This window comes from Rhizobium tropici CIAT 899 (assembly GCF_000330885.1).
GTDB lineage: Bacteria > Pseudomonadota > Alphaproteobacteria > Rhizobiales > Rhizobiaceae > Rhizobium > Rhizobium tropici.
This window is the reverse complement of the sequence record NC_020062.1, coordinates 1,801,775-1,817,833: the sequence shown is the minus strand read 5'-3', so window position 1 is coordinate 1,817,833 and position 16,059 is coordinate 1,801,775. Positions and strand designations below refer to the sequence as shown.

The window sequence follows — 16,059 nt, the reverse complement described above, 5'->3', positions numbered from 1 at the left end:
GATGGCGACGAGGAAAAAACACATACTGCTCAATGCGTTCAACATGAACAGCGTCGGGCACATCAATCACGGACTATGGGCGCATCCCAGGGATCAGTCGCATCGCTACAAGACACTCGACTATTGGACCTCGCTTGCCGCCACGCTGGAACGTGGGCTGTTCGACGGCATCTTTCTTGCCGACATTTTGGGCGTCTACGACGTCTATCAGGGCTCCGCCGATTTGACGCTTCGTGAATCCATTCAGTTGCCGGTCAACGATCCTCTCCTGCTCGTCTCCGCGATGGCGGCCGTGACCCGGCACCTTGGATTCGGTATTACCGTCAATGCCAGTGCTGACGCGCCGTATATCTTTGCCCGGCGAATCTCGACCCTGGATCATCTGACCGATGGCCGCGTCGGCTGGAACATCGTGACGGGCTATCTCGACAGCGCAGCGCGCGGTCTGGGTCTTGACAACCAGATCGAGCATGACATCCGCTATGATCGCGCCGATGACTATCTCGACCTGCTCTACAAGCTGTGGGAGGGAAGCTGGGAGGATGGCGCGGTCCTGACCGACAAGGAAAGGCGTATCTATGCCGATCCATCAAAGGTGCATGTGATCGACCATCAAGGGCCGTTTTACCGCTCGCAGGCCTATCACCTGGCCGAACCGTCGCCCCAGCGCACGCCGGTTCTTTATCAGGCCGGAACGTCCGGCCGTGGGAAGCAGTTTGCAGCGCGCCATGCAGAATGCGTCTTCATCGCAGCGCCTGACAAGAACTCAGCCCGCGCGGCCTCCCGTTCGTTGCGCGAGGCGGTCGTCGCTGCCGGCCGAAAGCCGGAAGACATAAAGATCTTCCTCGGCATGACAGTCATAACCGATCGCTCCGCTACCGCGGCACGGGAGAAGCATGCAGAATATCTGCACTATGCCAATCCGGAGGCGGGACTTGCTCATTTCTCGGCCAGCACGGGCATCGATTTTTCCAGGTACGATCTCGATGAGGCCATCACCTATGGCAAGTCCAATGCCAGCCAATCGGCAACGCAGATCGCTCAGCAACGCGGCTGGACAAAGCGGCAGTTGCTGCAGGAGCTTGCCATGGGTGGGCGTTACCCGGTCGTCGTCGGCGATGCCACGGAGGTTGCCGATGAGCTTTCATCATGGATGGATGAAGGCGAGATCGACGGTTTCAATCTTACCCGCACGGTCGTGCCGGAGAGCTTCGAGGACTTTATCGACATTGTGGTGCCGGCGCTTCAGGAGCGCGGCCTCTACAAAACCGCTTATGAACAGGGCTCGCTTCGCAGAAAGCTTTTTGGCGAAGGTGACAGATTGCCGGATCGTCACATAGCGGCATCCTTTCGCCGTCCATGATCAGCCAGATCGGGCACGAGCAAACGCTGAACGCGTGTTGAGGTCGGTACCGTCCACGAAAGGGCATGATTGCTCCTTTAGCCAGCAGCTTACGTCGCCGGTATGGCCGCATCAAAATGTTCGACATCAATGTGCTTGGTCTGCTTCTGGCTACCCAGGCGGCTGCGCCGCATCTGGGTGAAGGCGGCAGCGTCACTGTGCGAAGACGCACGGGCGTCAGGGTGTGAATGCCTTTGAGGTGAACAGTGCTGCCAGGCGCGACAACTCCGGCCCGAGAACGCGATCGTCATCGACCGGAGGCACGACGCCGCGCACCTCCGAAACGAAATCACGCAATGCAGCCGGCGCCTGACGGCCGGTAACGTGGAGTGCCTGCGAAGCGATCACGGCAAGACTCGCCAGGCAGGCGTCCAGGCAACGGCCCGCTCGTTCTTCCTTGGCCCAGGCCAGGAAGGCAGTGGCGGCAACATCGTCCTGACCTGATCCTGCCGATTCCGTGCCGGGTATGAAGGTCCGCTGTGCAGCGAGTTTCGCCTGTTCGAGATATCCGGTTGTCGCCATCGGCACGTAGCCGAGGCTGCCGTGGCCATCGCTGTCGCTCGGATGACGGCCGACCATCAGCATGTTGGGCAGATGCGACACCGCGCCGTTCAGGAGCTTGGAACCATGGCGGTCACACAGGAGGCAGATGTCGGCCCAGATGGCGGCAAGATCATCCAGCGCCGGCGCGGCCATCGCGTTATGATAGCCGCCCGTGCTGATGCATCGGCCGAGCGGATGCTCCTCGTCGGGCGGAATGTAGACCGGGTTGTCCGAGGCCGAGGCAAGCGACAGATTTGCGGCGCGCTCGGCGGCGGAGACGGCGCGATGGGCATGGCCCAGCACACGAGGCACGATGCGATAGCTCACCGGAGCCTGATAGTTGCGGCGATCGGTGCCGGCGCCCGCGAGAAGCGTGCGCAATGCGCGAAGGGCTGCTGCTTCATGTTCGTCGCCCCAGAGCTGCTCGAGCGCGGCGTCATAATGCTCCATCGGCGCGCGGAACGCCTCGATCGACAGGGCGAAGACCTGTTCCACCAGATGAAGACGCCGCCGCGCTGCCAGGGCGGCATCCGCCAGAAGGGCAGCGGCGCAGGGCGAGCCGTTGATGAGCGATCCTCTTTCCTTGACTTCGAGGTCAAAGCGGGCCGTCAGCTCGGCAAACAGTGGATAGAGCGCAAGAATTTCTCCGGCGCCGCCTTGCCCTGACGATGCGACCGTCGGCAACGGAGCGCCATCGAGCATGTCGGCGACCGCCAGCGTGATGCGTGGGGTGGTCGCGGCGTTGCCTTCGATGAAATTCGCAAGGCGGGCAAACACCATCGCCCTGACGACACGTTCGGGATAGGGATCGCCGAAGGATGTCGCGGCGGCAAACGCCTTGATCCGCGCGTGGCGGTCGCGCTCTTCCCGGGAAAGACGCGTGCTTGCCAGCTCTCCCATCGCCGTCGTGACACCGTAGATCATGACCGTGGGATCATTGTCGATCAGCAGCAGGAATGCTTCACGGCAACGGGCAATCTCGGCGATGGCCGCGTCGGAGATTTTCACATTCTCCCCCTGCCAGGCGACGCGAAGAACGGACTGGAGATTGATATCTGCCCTTTTCGTCAAAGTGACTGTCATGTTCGTTCCTTGAGGTAGGCGGGAATTGCGTGGTGCTTGAGCGCGAATTGTTCATCGCTCACCGGGGGCGTCAAGCGGCGACAGGCACCTTCGCCGCTTGCTATGGCGCTATTCGCCGCGCACGATCCCTCTCGCCCTGGCATCCGCTATTCCTGCTGATGGTCTCCGCACGGCGCTTCGCTGTTCGATATGACTGACTTCGCCGAAAGTCGTTTTACGTTTTGCGCGGAAGGCCCGATAGTTGGTGGAAAACTTGCCTTTTGGACCCTCGAGATGGCATCCGGCGCCAGTCACGATGCGGCCTTCATCGCGACCTTTGCTCCGAGCGCGATGATCTTCGTGGCGTGCCGCGACGGGCGTGGCCATACACCGGACGAACGGGCGGAACCCGACGCAATTGCAGCGGGAGCCTCGGCAATGCTGGAAGCAATCACGCGACTCGACAAGACACTCGACATTCATTCGCCAACCGGGCTCTCGATTTAAGGAGTACAGCAGTGACCGACCAAAGCATGCGCGGCTTTCTGGCCGCATTGGAAAACAGCGGTGACCTGCATCGCGTCGATCGGCATGTCGATACCCGCTTCGAGATCGCTTCCATCCTTTCCCTGCGGGAGCGTGGTCCGGCGCAATTGTTTACGCAAGTGAATGACGGCGCCATGCCTGTTGTCGGTAATCTCTATAATGACAGAGGGCGGTTCGCTACGGCCCTTGGCATTCCGAGGGAGAGGCTGGATTCTCTGTGCCTGTCGGCGCTGGAGCGACCCATTGCGCCCAGAATGGTCGACGACGGACCGGTTCAGCAGATCGTACATTCCCAGCCGCTGGACATCGGTCGCCTTCTGCCGGTGCCGCATTGGTTCGAGCGGGAGGCTGCGCCCTATATCACGGCGGGGGTCATCGTCGCCAAGGATCCGGATACGGGCCGGCGCAATGTCTCGATCGCGCGGCTGAGACTGGAAGGCGGTTGCCGGCTGATGGCCGGGATCGCAAAGAACCATCATCTGGCGCGGATCGCGGAGAAGGCCCATCACAGAGGGCATGATCTCGAAATCGCCGTCGCGATCGGCAACCACGCAGCCGTGCTACTGGGCTCGCAGATGTATGTCGGCCTCGGCGATGACGAATTCGATATTGTCGGGGGATTGCTCGGCGAGCCCGTTGAGCTCGTGAAATGCAAGACGGTCGACTTGGAAGTTCCTGCGCATGCGGAAATCGTTCTCGAAGGCCGTTTGCGGCCGGCCGATCTTATCGAAGAGGGAACCGTGTCCGAATTTCCCGGCTTCTATGTCTATTATGGTCCCGGAATTGCCGTCGAGATCGACTGTGTCACGCATCGATCGGACGCCATCTATCAGGCCATCCTGCCCGGCTATGCGCCGGAGCACTGCCTGCTAGGCGCTGTAGCCATCGGTGCGACATTGACGCGCGATCTGCAGCGATCGATTCCGGCTGTCCGTCGTGTGCTTGTGACGGATGGGGGGATGGGTCGGCTGCATGCAATCATCACGATGCATCAGCCGCGGCTCGGCGAGGGCAAGCGCGCAATCATGCTGGCAATGGGTCTCGTCAACCTTCTCAAGCTTGTGATCGTGGTGGAGGATGACGTCGATCCGGAGGACCCCCGCCAAGTCGAATGGTCGCTTGCAGCGCGCTTCCGCGGTCACGAGGATCTGCTTGTTCTGCCCGGCGTTCGCGCGGACCGCTGCGATCCCCTGCATGAGAATCTCGTCGTCACCAAGATCGGCATGGTCGCCACGACCCGGCCCGGCGACGGTGATGCCGGCGGTCGTTCCGAATTCGTAAGGCCGCCCCAGGACGTCTTCGAGCGCATTCGAAAAGAGCTCCATCTTTACTGATCCGTCGAATTGATCCGGGAGTTTTCCTTGTCCAAAGAACGCTTCATTGTTGCCATTACCGGAGCATCCGGCCACATCTATGGCATACGATTGCTCGAGACGCTGCGTGAACTGGGCCTGGAAACCCATCTCGTCATGTCGAGGTCGGCCATTGTCGCTCTTGCTCACGAAACCGATCTCAAGCTGAAGGACGTTCATGCCTTGGCCGATTGCGTTCACGGCAATGATGATGTGGCGGCGCCGATTTCCAGCGGATCCTTTCGGACGCGTGGAATGATCATCGCCCCGTGCACCACCAAGACGCTGGGTGAAATCGCCTCGGGTGCGTGCGGAACGCTTGTCTCGCGTGCTGCCGATGTCGTCCTCAAGGAACGGCGGCGGTTGGTCATGATGCTGCGCGAGACGCCGCTGCATCTCGGCCACTTAAGAAATATGGTGACGGTGACGGAGATCGGAGCCATCATCATGCCTCCTGTGCCGGCTTTCTATCCAAAGCCTGCGACCATCGACGAAATTGTCGACCATACCGTTGGCCGCGCGCTTGACCTTTTCGATCTCGACAGCGGCCGGTTCAAGCGCTGGAAGGAGCCATCTGCGGATGTTCGCAAATAGCGCAAGGCTTGCCGCATCATTCTGACGGATGGATCGTTCGCGACACGGATGTTTGCCTGCCCAGACCCATCAAGGGCAGTTGATGCTTCAAGGCATTGATCAGAGATCGTTCCATCTCCGTCAATACTCGCTCGGGCGAGAAGAGGATAGACAGGCGGCGCCGAATGGCCGGTTCCGAGATGGGATTGAACTGAAGCGCGCCTGTCTCCACGAAATTCTGGACCGAGGATTGCGGCAAGATCGTCACAAGGCGCATGCGCCGGACCATCGCCAGCAGCGCCGTCAGGGAGTTGACCTCCATCTGCGGTGTAAGGTGTCCGCCCAGTTCGGCTGCTGCCTTGTCAAGGACTTGCCTCAGTCCAAAATCATCGCCTGGAAGCGCCAACGGCAGCTTCAGCGCATTGCCCAGCGGGACCTCGCCCGGTGGAAGGATGGGTCTCGCCGGATTTGACACGACCCCGAGCTGATCCTCGGTCGCCAGTTCGTCCTGCCATGATCGGGAAACTTGCGCCTCGACCAGCGCGAAGCCGATCTCGCCAGCGTCCACGCGCTGTCGCAGCATCTCGGCGGAGCCCTCCATGATCTTCAGCTTAACCTTCGGATAATGGCCCGACCACTCCTCCACCGCGGCAGCGAGCGCGCGAGCCAGGGCGCCTTCGGGATGGACGAGGGGTATCACGCCGATGGCCAACCGTTCTCGCCGCGCCGTTGCATAATGCGCGGCATTGGCGGCGATGCCATCACAAGCTTCTGCCGCCGGCGCCAAAAGAGAGATTAGCGTGTTGGTGTGTTCGTTCGGCTGAAGACCGGTCCTCTGGCGAGTAAACAGGTCTCGCCCGACAGTGGCTTCGAGTTTGCGGAGCTGGTTGGAAAGGGCGGGTTGGGCGACGCTGAGGCGTTTGGCCGCCCTGGTGACACTCAATTGTTCGGAAATCGCCAGAAAATAGCGGATCTGTTTCAGAGTGATGCTAGGCTTGTAGTGAACGACCGTGTTGGCGAGTTGCAGCGCCTTCCGGAGCTCTTCGACGTAGGCGAGTGCAGCAGGTTCATCGGCAGAAAAACGCGCGACAACCGGACTTACCAGGTCGATCGGCAACCTGGCATAGGGGAGGTTGAGACGGGAAACGCTTGCCATGACGAGACTTTGCGGGGCGAGGAGATGAAAGGGTGCGAGCTCCCGGGAAAGCCGGGCAAAGGTTCCGACATCCTCCTCGATGACGATGGGGTCCGGAAGTTCGTGTTTCGCACAGTAGGCGCGCACGTGACGAAGCTGCGTGTCGCCGAGCGGCGGCAGGAACAGCGGCATCTCCCGCAAGGCCGCAAAACTTACCACGCCGTTCATGTCGGCTTGACGGTTGCCGCCGCCGCCAATCGAGATCCACTCGTCCCGGAACAGCACGATGCTGTCCCGCGCTTCTTCATCCTGCGCATAGTCCACGGTGATGCGGGTACATTCGTTCAGCGCGTCAGCGGGACCGTGCTGCACACGCTCGCTGGCGTTCCATTCCAGCGCATGGACGTAAGGTGCCCTCCCGAGCATGAAGCGCGTGGTGGCGATGATATCGGGATTGCTTTCCCGAATGGAGCGGATTGCGAGGCTCGCCGCGCGCGACAGCCGACCCGCCATAAATTGCAGTGGTGAAGTGATCTCAAGCCGCTTTATGAAGTCGAAGGGCCTGGCCCGGAGGATCTGTTCAGCCGCCTCCACTGCTTGAAGCAGAGGTTCGACCGATTGATAAAGCCAGCGGGCCGCCTCCGTCGGAAAATGTCCGTTGGGGCCTCGCTCGAACAGGGTGATTCCCAACTCGCGCTCCAGTGAATCGATGTTCTCACTGATGGCCGATGGTGAAATTTTTGAACTTGCCGCAGCCTCAGCATGGTTCTTGAATTGGCATGCGAGGATGAAGTAGGAGAGTTGCGCGATCATGTCCCAGGACGTGGTGTAGCTTAGACGACCACGGCTCATCCCAGAGGGTCGGATGAGTATCAGCTTGCTGCTGGCAGGCTGATGAGCGGATCATCGCTCATTGTGGCGATTGTCTCAAGTGTCATGTAGCGGGATCGCTGGACGGCCCATTCATCGTTCTGTTCGAGCAGCAGCGCACCGACCAGGCGCACGATGGCGTCGTCGTTGGGGAAAATGCCGACGACCTCTGTGCGCCGCTTGATCTCACCGTTCAATCGCTCAATGGGGTTGGTCGAGTGAAGTTTGGCCCAATGCTGCTTGGGAAAGGTCATGTAGGCGAGCACGTCTTGCTCGGCACTGTCCATGAGACTGGCGAGCTTCGGTACCTTTGGCCTGATCTGGTCGGCGACGTTGCGCCACTGAGTGCTTGCGGCCTCCGGCGTGTCCTGAGCGAAGGCCGTTGCAATGAACGCGGAGACAACCCGGCGTCCGCTCTTTCCAGCATGGGCCAAGGCATTGCGCATAAAGTGCACCCTGCAGCGCTGCCAGGTGGCGGAAAGCACTTTCGATACTGCGGCCTTGATGCCCTCATGGGCATCGGAGACGACGAGCTTGACGCCGCGCAGCCCCCGCCTGATCAGCTTTCGAAGAAACTCGGTCCAGATCGCCTCGGCCTCGGACGTGCCGATCTCCATGCCGAGCACTTCGCGTCGGCCATCGGTGTTGACGCCGACGGCGATGATTACGGCGACGGAGACAATACGACCACCGCGCCGAACCTTGAGGTAGGTCGCATCGATCCACAGGTAGGGCCATTCTCCTTCGATGGGCCTGTCGAGGAAGGCCTTCACCTTCTCATCGATCTCCTCGCAGAGCCGGGACACCTGACTTTTGGAGATGCCCGACATGCCCATGGCCTTGACGAGGTCATCAACAGAGCGGGTCGAAACACCCTGGATATAAGCCTCCTGGATGACCGCCGTCAGAGCCTTCTCGGCCATGCGGCGCGGCTCCAGGAAGCTCGGGAAGTAGCTGCCGGTGCGAAGCTTGGGAATGCGCAGCTCGACGGTGCCCGCCCGTGTCTCCCAATCCCGGTCGCGATAGCCGTTACGCTGGGCCAGCCGGAAGCCATTCTTCTCGCCATAGGCCGCGCCGGTCTTCGTGCCGACCTCCAGCGCCATCAGCTTCTCGGCAGCAAAGCCGATCATCTCCCGCAGCAAATCGGCATCAGCGCTCTTCTCAACGAGTGAGCGCAGGTTCATCATGTCGTCGGTCATCGGTGGTGTCCCTCAGGTTGGCTCTAAGCAACCCGACCCTACCGGAAATCACCGATGGCTATGAAATCAAGCTACACCACTCCATGGGACACGATCAGTTGCGCCGTTTCCATTGATATTAAAATACAACAAATTGGCGTATCAAGATATGATGACGGCAAAGGCTATGCACACTCATATCGCGCGAAAAATTCGCCAATGTTTGGTGTTTTTACGGTATCTGAAAACGCTAAGCGGTAGATCGCGCTTTGATTGCAGGCCGGCGAGGCAAATCGGCCTGAAAGTCAATTCGGCTTTGCGAAGCGCTCGATGCGGAAATCCTGTAGCGGAATATCCGTTTTCCCTGTCGCCATGATCTCAGCCATGACGTCGCCGACACCGGGTCCGAGTTGGAAACCATGGCCGGAAAAGCCGAATGCATGGAAGAGCCCCGGTGTCGTCGATGACCGTCCCATCACCGGAAGGCCATCCTCGACATAGCCCTCGCAACCCGACCAAGTGCGTATCACCGCAACGTTTTTCAGCGCCGGCAAGATCGGCAGCAGCGAACGAAGCTGTCCCGGCAAGCGAGTAGGGTCCGCCTTGGCGTATCCGGTATCGAGCGACACGTCGGTGCGTTCGGCGCCGCCGCCGAAGACGATGTTGCCCCGTTCCACCTGCCGCAGGTACCCGCCGCCGTGATCATGCGCCCAGACGCCGACGACCGGGAGAATGCGATAGGGGAGAGGTTCCGTTACGCCCATTTGCGGACCTTTGGCAACGATCGGAACCGTCTCTGCGAACAGGCTCGCGACGCGTGTACCCCAGGCACCAGTGGTGTTCAGCAACATTGAGGCTTCATGCGAGCCCTTCGACGTTTCGACCTGAAATCCATAGGCACTTTTTCTGATAGCGCCGATGCCGACATTTTCGACGATGTCGGCGCCCAATTTTCGAGCGGCATGAGCGAAAGCCGGTGCGATAAGACGCGGATTGCCGCTTCCATCGTTCGGAGAAAAGGATGCCGCGATCGCATCGGGGCCAAGACCCGAAAAGCGAGATCGCACCTCCCCCGCGGTCAACTCCTCCAGCTCCAGTCCCCACGGCCGGGCCTCCTTGACGAAGGACCGCATCGCCGCAAGTCCTTCCTGGCTGAATACCAGCCGCAGATGGCCGGTTGCGCGGAATTCCACGTCGCGTCCGAGCATGGCCTCGGCCTGTCCCCACAGGGCAAGCGAGCGGTGAGCAAGCGGCAATTGCGGTATATATCGGCCGCTTCGCCTGATATTGCCGAAGGACGCCACCGTCGCGGCGCTTCCGACGCGATTGCGTTCGATAAGCGTCACGCGAATGCCGCGCCGGGCGAGAAAAAAGGCGGAAGCAGCTCCCATGAGCCCGCCGCCCAGCACGATAGCATCCATTGAGGATCTCCAGAGGCTGAAAACAACCTCCAGCTTGTCCGAGCCGGCTTGCCGCTGTCAAAGTCGGGATTACGCAACGCCCATAAGTCCAGCCTATGGGTTTGCCGATCGTCATGGCATAAGTCCGGCTTATGACCTTTGGCATTTTCGCTCTTGGACCTTGCCGATCCGTCCGTGCCAGTTTCATGACAGACAACGGAAAGGAACGGACATGGCGGACGCGGCAGGGCAGGCTCGAGGGGCTTCGCAGCAGGATTGGAAGATCGGTGTCGACATCGGCGGCACCTTCATCGACTTCTGCGCGCTGGAAAGCCGCTCCGGTCGCGTCGCTTCGCTCAAGGTGCTGACGACGCCCGATGATCCGGGTGCCGAATTGATGACCGGGCTCTCGTTGCTTGCCGAGCGCGAGGGATTGGAGCCGGAGGCCATCAGCCGCTTCGTTCACGGCACCACGGTCGGTATCAACACCGTTATCCAGAGGCGCGGTGTGTCGCTCGCGCTCATGACGAATGCCGGTTTCGAGGATGTCATCGAACTGGCCCGGCTGAGAATGTCTGACGTCTATTCTCTGTTCTGCTCGCGGCCGGAACAGCTCATCGCACGCGACATGATCTTCGGTATCCCCGCGCGGTTGCGGGCCGATGGCAGCGAAGCGCAGGCACCGGACATGAAGGCGGTTGCCGCGGCCGTAGCAGCCGCAAGGGCCAAGGGCGCGGCGGGCATCATCATCTCCTTCCTGCACTCCTGGCGCGACGATGCCCAGGAAACCGCGGTCAAGAACGAAATCGAGAAGCTCGCGCCCGACCTCTTCGTCTTCACCTCCTCGGAAGTGTGGCCGGTCATCCGCGAATATGAGCGCACGACGACCGCGATCCTCAACGGTTACGTCCATCCGAGGGTTTCGGGTTACCTGACGGCTCTTGAGGACAAGCTCGCATCGCGAGGGGTGAAGGCGCCGGCGCTGCTGACGAAATCGAACGGCGGCGTGATGAACGCGGCGGAAGGAAAGCGTTCCTGCGTCCAGATGCTGCTTTCCGGCACGGCCTCTGGCGTGATCGGCGCCGCCTGGCTGGCGCGTCTCGCCGGTGAGAAACATGTCCTCACCCTCGATATCGGCGGCACCTCGGCAGACTTCGCGTTGATCATCAACGGCGAGCCGCAATTCGGGACAGGCGAATTGATCGGCGAGTTTCCGCTTCACATTCCCTCGGTCTCCGTCAGCTCCATCGGCATCGGCGGAGGCTCCATTGCCAGCATCGATGCCCATGGCGTCTTGCGGGTGGGGCCGGAATCGGCCGGCTCCACACCCGGTCCCGCCTGTTATGGCCGCGGTGGCACGCAAGCGACCGTGACCGATGCCATGGCCGTCTGCGGCTGGCTCGGGCATAGCGAGATGGCCTACGGTCAGTTGCAGGTCGATGTCGGGCTGGCACGCACAGCCGTCGCAACGCTTGCCGAGCGTATCGGGCGTTCGGTTGAAGAGGTGTCCCAGGCCATTCTCGACATTGCGATCTCGGAGATGTTCGTCGAGGTGGAAAAGCTCGCATCGCGGGCCGGCGTCGACTTGCGGGAGTTTACCCTCATGCCGTTCGGCGGCGGCGGCCCCATGTTGGGCGCGTTCCTCGCTCGCGAATTTCGCATGGCGAAGGTCATCGGGCCGCCGCGCCCGGGCGTTGTATCGGCTCTCGGCGGTCTGGTCGCGGATCTGCGCGGCGACTTCATCAAAACGATCTTCACGCATCTGTCGCCGGAGGCCGTGCCGTTGCTGCGCGGCTCTTCGGAAGCGCTGTCGGCCGAAGGACGAAGCTGGCTTATCAAGCAAGGCTATGAAGGACCTGCCGAACTGCGGATTTCCGCCGACATGCGCTATGTCGGCCAAAGCTTTGAAATCGAAGTGCCGCTGCGGGCGGCCTGGGTAGCGGAAGGCGATCTCGCCGCAATGGAAGAGGCGTTCCATGCCATGCACGCCCGCCTCTATGATTTTGCCGATCCGGACGGCAGGATCGAGATCGTCAATCTCCGTCTGTCCGCCATCGGCGCCGGACCGGCGCCGCAAACGACCGTCGGCCTCGGCGAGATTGTCGGCATGGCCGAACCCGAACGCGAAATACCGGTCTATACCGGCAAGGCGTTCGAATGGATCGGACTATACCGGCGAGACCAGTTGCATCCGGGCGGACACTTCAGCGGGCCCGCCGTCGTAGCCCAGGACGATACGACCTTCGCCATTCCGGCTGGCACGCAGGTAACGATCGATCGCCACCTGAACCTTCATCTCACATTTTCGGAGTAGCGGCCCATGTTCGACCGTTCGAACCTTCAAGTGTTTGCCAACCACACCCGGGCCGCCGCCGAAAACATGGCCTATACGCTGCAGCGCACAGCCCATTCGGCCTTCGTCAAGGAGACGGAGGATTTCACCGTCATGCTGATCAATCGCAAGGGGGAAACCTTCGGCGTCCCGATGGGCCTTGGCGCGACATGGTATCCGGGACTTACCTATACCCGCGCCATCGAAATGATTAGGGATTACAAGCCGGGCGACGTCGCCTTTACCAACGATCCCTATTCCTGCTTCGTCGCCACGCACGCACCGGATACGCATCTCTGGAAGCCGGTTTTCTATGACGGCGAGATCATCGCCTGGACCGGCGGGCATATCCATAACACCGATATGGGCGGCGCCGTGCCGGCCTCTCTGTCGCGCGCGTTGACGGAGATCCATCAGGAAGGCATTCGTTTTCCGCCGATGAAGCTGGTCAATGAAGGCGTCTTCGACGAAGACATCCTGAAAATCATGACCACGAATGTGCGTAAACCAGACCTCAACATCGGCGACATCAAGGCGCTGGTCGGAGCGCTCAACACCGGCGAGCGCAAGATCCTGGCCATGGTCGAGAAATTCGGCAAGCAGGCGTTTCTCGAAGGCGCCGACTTGCTTCTCGATCACGCCGAAGCGCAGGCGCGCGATCTCCTGCGGACAATGCCTGATGGCACGTGGGAATTCGTCGATTATGCGGATGAGGATTCCGTCGAGGCCAATCCATGCCGGCTGAAGCTGACGCTGACGATCAGGGGCGATGAGGCGATCCTCGATTTTACCGGCTCCGATCCGCAGCTTGGCTCGTCGCTCAACGTTCCCTCGGGCGGCGATCCGCGCCACACCATGCTGCTGGTCGGCGTCTATTACATTCTCTACACGCTGAACCCCAAGACCCTGCTCAACACCGGGCTGACCCGCCCCTTTACCTGCATTGCACCCCAGGGGAGCGTTCTCAATCCGGTATCGCCGGCGGCTGTCGGTATGCGTTCGCTCACCTGCGCGCGCTTGCGGTCCGTGATCTTCGGCGCCTTCTGCCAGGCGGTTCCCGAATTGCTGCCCGCCGCGCCGGCCGGCAACAATTGCATCGTCAACGTCATGACCACGGACGAGCGGACGGGCCGCAGCGTAATCGCCGCCGTCAACCCGGTGGTCGGCGGCGGCGGCGGGATGCCGCATCGTGACGGAACCAACGGTTCGGGTGCCGATGCTGCCTATCTGAAGAATACGCCGATCGAAATCACGGAAACCGAAGTGCCGATCGAGTTCGTCAAATACGGGCTTGCCAGAGACAGTGGCGGCGCCGGCCGCTGGCGTGGAGGCCTGGCGACCGAAATGGCGTTCCGCGTTTTCGCGCCAGGGAGCCGTATCACCGCCCGCAACCGCGACCGCAGTTTCTTCCGTCCCTGGGGACTGCTCGGCGGCAAGGCTGCAGGGCTTTCCGACATGGTATTGAACCCCGGGCGCGAGGATTATCACCGGCTCGGCAATATCGATACCGCCGTCCTGCAGCCGGGTGATGTCCTCGAGATTCGTTCGGCCGGAGGCGGCGGTCGCGGAAATCCGCTTGAGCGCGAGGCCTGGCGCGTGCTGCAGGATGTGGAGCGCGGCTATGTTTCCGTGGAAGTGGCCGAGCGCGATTATGGTGTAGTCATTCGCAACGGCAAGGTGGACGAAGCCGAAACATCCCGTCTCAGGGCATCGCGTACGAGTCCAGCGGCCCACTTTCACTACGGTGACGAGCGTGAAGGCTACGAGGCGCAATGGACACCCGCGGCCTATAACCTGCTCACGGATATTCTCGCCTGTCTCCCGATCCATTGGCGCTTCTTCACCAAGACGGAGATTTTCCGCCGAATGAAGGGACGTGCGGGACATGAGGGCGTTGCCGCGGCTTTTGCCGATGTCCGCGCCCGGTTCCCGGAAATGCCCGAGGTTCGTCTTCAAATCAAAGAGGCGGCGGAATGAGCAAAGGTCCGCGTCTGGCCGGAGAAGCGGGGCGCATCGTCCGTCTCGCCGAGCAAGGCCGGGCACCCGTTCGCTTCCTGCTCGACGGCATCGAACGGGAAGCCTTGGCCGGCGACACGGTACTGACGGCCATGCTGACATTCTCACCGGTTCTTCGGCGATCCGAATTCGGGCCGGAGGGACGCGCGGGCTTCTGCCTGATGGGCGCCTGCCAGGATTGCTGGGTCTGGCAGCAGAATGGAACCCGACTGCGCGCCTGTTCGACCCTCGTCGGCAACGGCATGTCCCTGACGACCCAGGCGCCGGGAGATTGGCCATGACGGTGGCGAATGACCGGAAGGCAATAGTGATTGTCGGTGCCGGTCCGGCGGGCATCCGCGCAGCCGAGCTTCTGGTGGCCGCCGGTATCCGGCCCGTCGTCATCGACGAGGGGATGAGGGCCGGCGGCCAGATATATCGTCGCCCCCCGGAGGGTTTTACGCGGTCAGCCCAGCAGCTCTATGGTTCGGAGGCCGGCAAAGCCCTTGCCCTTCATTCCCTCTTCGATCGTATGGTCGCTCGCGGCGAGGTCGAATACCATCCTCAAAGCTCAGCGATGGCGCTCGCCGCCAATGTGCTGCAGGTGCTGACATCAGCCGGCCGCCGGGAGGTCGCCTATAACAGGCTGATCCTGGCGACCGGTGCGACCGACCGGCTGGTGCCGCTGCCTGGCTGGCAGGCGCCTGGCGTCTACAGTCTCGGGGCCGCGCAGATCGCCCTGAAGGCGCAGGGCGTCGCCTTGGGGCGAAGGATCGTTCTCGCGGGCTCCGGCCCCCTGCTGACCCTCGTTGCGATCCAGCTCGTGAAGGCAGGAGCGAATGTCGCAGCCGTTCTCGATACCTCCTCGGTTCGAAACCAGATCCTTGCCCTTCCGGACATGATGGCAAGACCGGTCCTGGTTCTGCGGGGCCTGGCAATGCGACTGAAACTCGGCCTGATATATCATGCAGGCGTGACACTGACCGATATCGTCAGCGACGAGAGCGGCCCGACGGCCGTTCGCTGGCGGGATGCCGACGGGCGCGACCGTCATACCGAATGCGATATGGTCGGCATTGGCTGGCACCTGAGAGCCGAAACGCAGCTTGCCGGCCTGGCCCAATGCAGCTTCGATTACGATCCGGGCTGGGCTCAATGGCTGCCGCAGGCGGACCGGATGGGCCGCTCCGCAGATGGTGTCTATCTCGCCGGCGACGGCCTGCGGATTCTTGGCGCCGATGGCGCGGAAGTTGCGGGGCGGCTTGCCGCGAGCGCCTGCCTTGCCGATATGGGATTGCCTTATCCAAATCCGGCACGGGACCTCCGTCGGCTCGCCCGCTACGAACGCTTTGCTCGCGCAATCGCCCGCGCTTTCCCCTGGCCTGCCGGCATGGTCCGATCCGTTCCCGATGAAACGATGGTTTGCCGTTGCGAGGGCATCAGCGCCGGCGATCTGCGTGGAAGTGTCGACTATACCGGAGGTGAGGCAAACCGGGTGAAGTCAGTGGTGCGGGTGGGCATGGGACGATGCCAGGGGCGGTTTTGTCAGCTCGCCGGCGCCGAACTGATTGCGGAGCGTGCGGGAATCCCCGTCCGCGAGGTCGGCAGCCTGCGTGAGCAGGCGCCTGTTCGTCCGCTGCCGATCGGAGCCTGGATAAACGAGAGCTGACC

13 protein-coding genes and 1 pseudogene are annotated in these 16,059 nt (G+C 61.6%); 10 read left to right on the top strand and 4 right to left on the bottom strand.

Annotation, left to right across the window (positions count from 1 at the left end; translation table 11 throughout):
• Position 1 precedes the first annotated feature (1 nt).
• Positions 2-1,363, top strand: a complete 1,362-nt coding sequence (locus RTCIAT899_RS30420; RefSeq protein WP_015343688.1) for an LLM class flavin-dependent oxidoreductase — start codon at positions 2-4, stop codon at positions 1,361-1,363.
• A gap of 116 nt (positions 1,364-1,479) precedes the next feature.
• Positions 1,480-1,557: pseudogene (locus RTCIAT899_RS32775) on the top strand (short-chain reductase); the annotation flags it as partial.
• Between the two features lie 22 nt (positions 1,558-1,579).
• Here RTCIAT899_RS32775 and RTCIAT899_RS30415 read toward each other — a convergent pair.
• The gene (locus RTCIAT899_RS30415; protein ID WP_015343686.1) at positions 1,580-3,028 is read right to left on the bottom strand and encodes an aromatic amino acid lyase; all 1,449 of its coding nucleotides are present in this window, start codon (positions 3,026-3,028) and stop codon (positions 1,580-1,582) included.
• Positions 3,029-3,217: 189 nt separating this feature from the next.
• Here RTCIAT899_RS30415 and RTCIAT899_RS30410 point away from each other — a divergent pair, with 189 nt between their 5' ends.
• From RTCIAT899_RS30410 to RTCIAT899_RS30400, 3 genes are read left to right on the top strand one after another with little or no spacing between them, the layout of a single operon-like run.
• The gene (locus RTCIAT899_RS30410) at positions 3,218-3,514 is read left to right on the top strand and encodes a M20/M25/M40 family metallo-hydrolase (RefSeq protein WP_015343685.1); all 297 of its coding nucleotides are present in this window, start codon (positions 3,218-3,220) and stop codon (positions 3,512-3,514) included.
• 11 nt (positions 3,515-3,525) lie between these two features.
• Positions 3,526-4,887, top strand: coding sequence for a UbiD family decarboxylase (locus RTCIAT899_RS30405; protein WP_015343684.1), 1,362 nt, complete (start codon positions 3,526-3,528; stop codon positions 4,885-4,887).
• Positions 4,888-4,914: 27 nt separating this feature from the next.
• Positions 4,915-5,499: a UbiX family flavin prenyltransferase gene (locus tag RTCIAT899_RS30400; protein WP_015343683.1), complete on the top strand. Its 585-nt coding sequence runs from the start codon at positions 4,915-4,917 to the stop codon at positions 5,497-5,499.
• A gap of 16 nt (positions 5,500-5,515) precedes the next feature.
• Here RTCIAT899_RS30400 and RTCIAT899_RS30395 read toward each other — a convergent pair whose 3' ends face one another.
• Positions 5,516-7,465, bottom strand: coding sequence for a LysR family transcriptional regulator (locus RTCIAT899_RS30395; protein WP_244441524.1), 1,950 nt, complete (start codon positions 7,463-7,465; stop codon positions 5,516-5,518).
• A gap of 20 nt (positions 7,466-7,485) precedes the next feature.
• Complete coding sequence (locus RTCIAT899_RS30390; protein ID WP_004110519.1) at positions 7,486-8,682, bottom strand: IS256 family transposase; 1,197 nt, start codon at positions 8,680-8,682, stop codon at positions 7,486-7,488.
• Positions 8,683-8,736: 54 nt separating this feature from the next.
• Here RTCIAT899_RS30390 and RTCIAT899_RS33610 point away from each other — a divergent pair, with 54 nt between their 5' ends.
• Positions 8,737-8,922: a hypothetical protein gene (locus tag RTCIAT899_RS33610; RefSeq protein WP_154660814.1), complete on the top strand. Its 186-nt coding sequence runs from the start codon at positions 8,737-8,739 to the stop codon at positions 8,920-8,922.
• A gap of 44 nt (positions 8,923-8,966) precedes the next feature.
• Here the strand turns inward: RTCIAT899_RS33610 and RTCIAT899_RS30385 are convergent, their stop codons facing one another.
• Complete coding sequence (locus tag RTCIAT899_RS30385; protein ID WP_015343681.1) at positions 8,967-10,082, bottom strand: NAD(P)/FAD-dependent oxidoreductase; 1,116 nt, start codon at positions 10,080-10,082, stop codon at positions 8,967-8,969.
• 211 nt (positions 10,083-10,293) lie between these two features.
• Here RTCIAT899_RS30385 and RTCIAT899_RS30380 point away from each other — a divergent pair, with 211 nt between their 5' ends.
• From RTCIAT899_RS30380 to RTCIAT899_RS30365, 4 genes are read left to right on the top strand one after another with little or no spacing between them, the layout of a single operon-like run.
• A complete protein-coding gene (locus RTCIAT899_RS30380; RefSeq protein WP_015343680.1) occupies positions 10,294-12,375 on the top strand; it encodes a hydantoinase/oxoprolinase family protein in 2,082 nt (693 codons plus the stop codon).
• Positions 12,376-12,381: 6 nt separating this feature from the next.
• Positions 12,382-14,370, top strand: a complete 1,989-nt coding sequence (locus tag RTCIAT899_RS30375; RefSeq protein ID WP_015343679.1) for a hydantoinase B/oxoprolinase family protein — start codon at positions 12,382-12,384, stop codon at positions 14,368-14,370.
• A complete protein-coding gene (locus RTCIAT899_RS30370; RefSeq protein ID WP_015343678.1) occupies positions 14,367-14,690 on the top strand; it encodes a (2Fe-2S)-binding protein in 324 nt (107 codons plus the stop codon). Before RTCIAT899_RS30375 ends, RTCIAT899_RS30370 begins: the two co-directional genes overlap by 4 nt.
• Positions 14,687-16,057 (top strand): FAD/NAD(P)-dependent oxidoreductase, encoded by a 1,371-nt coding sequence (locus RTCIAT899_RS30365; protein ID WP_015343677.1) that lies wholly within the window; start codon positions 14,687-14,689, stop codon positions 16,055-16,057. The genes RTCIAT899_RS30370 and RTCIAT899_RS30365 overlap by 4 nt, the downstream gene beginning before the upstream one ends.
• Positions 16,058-16,059 lie beyond the last annotated feature (2 nt).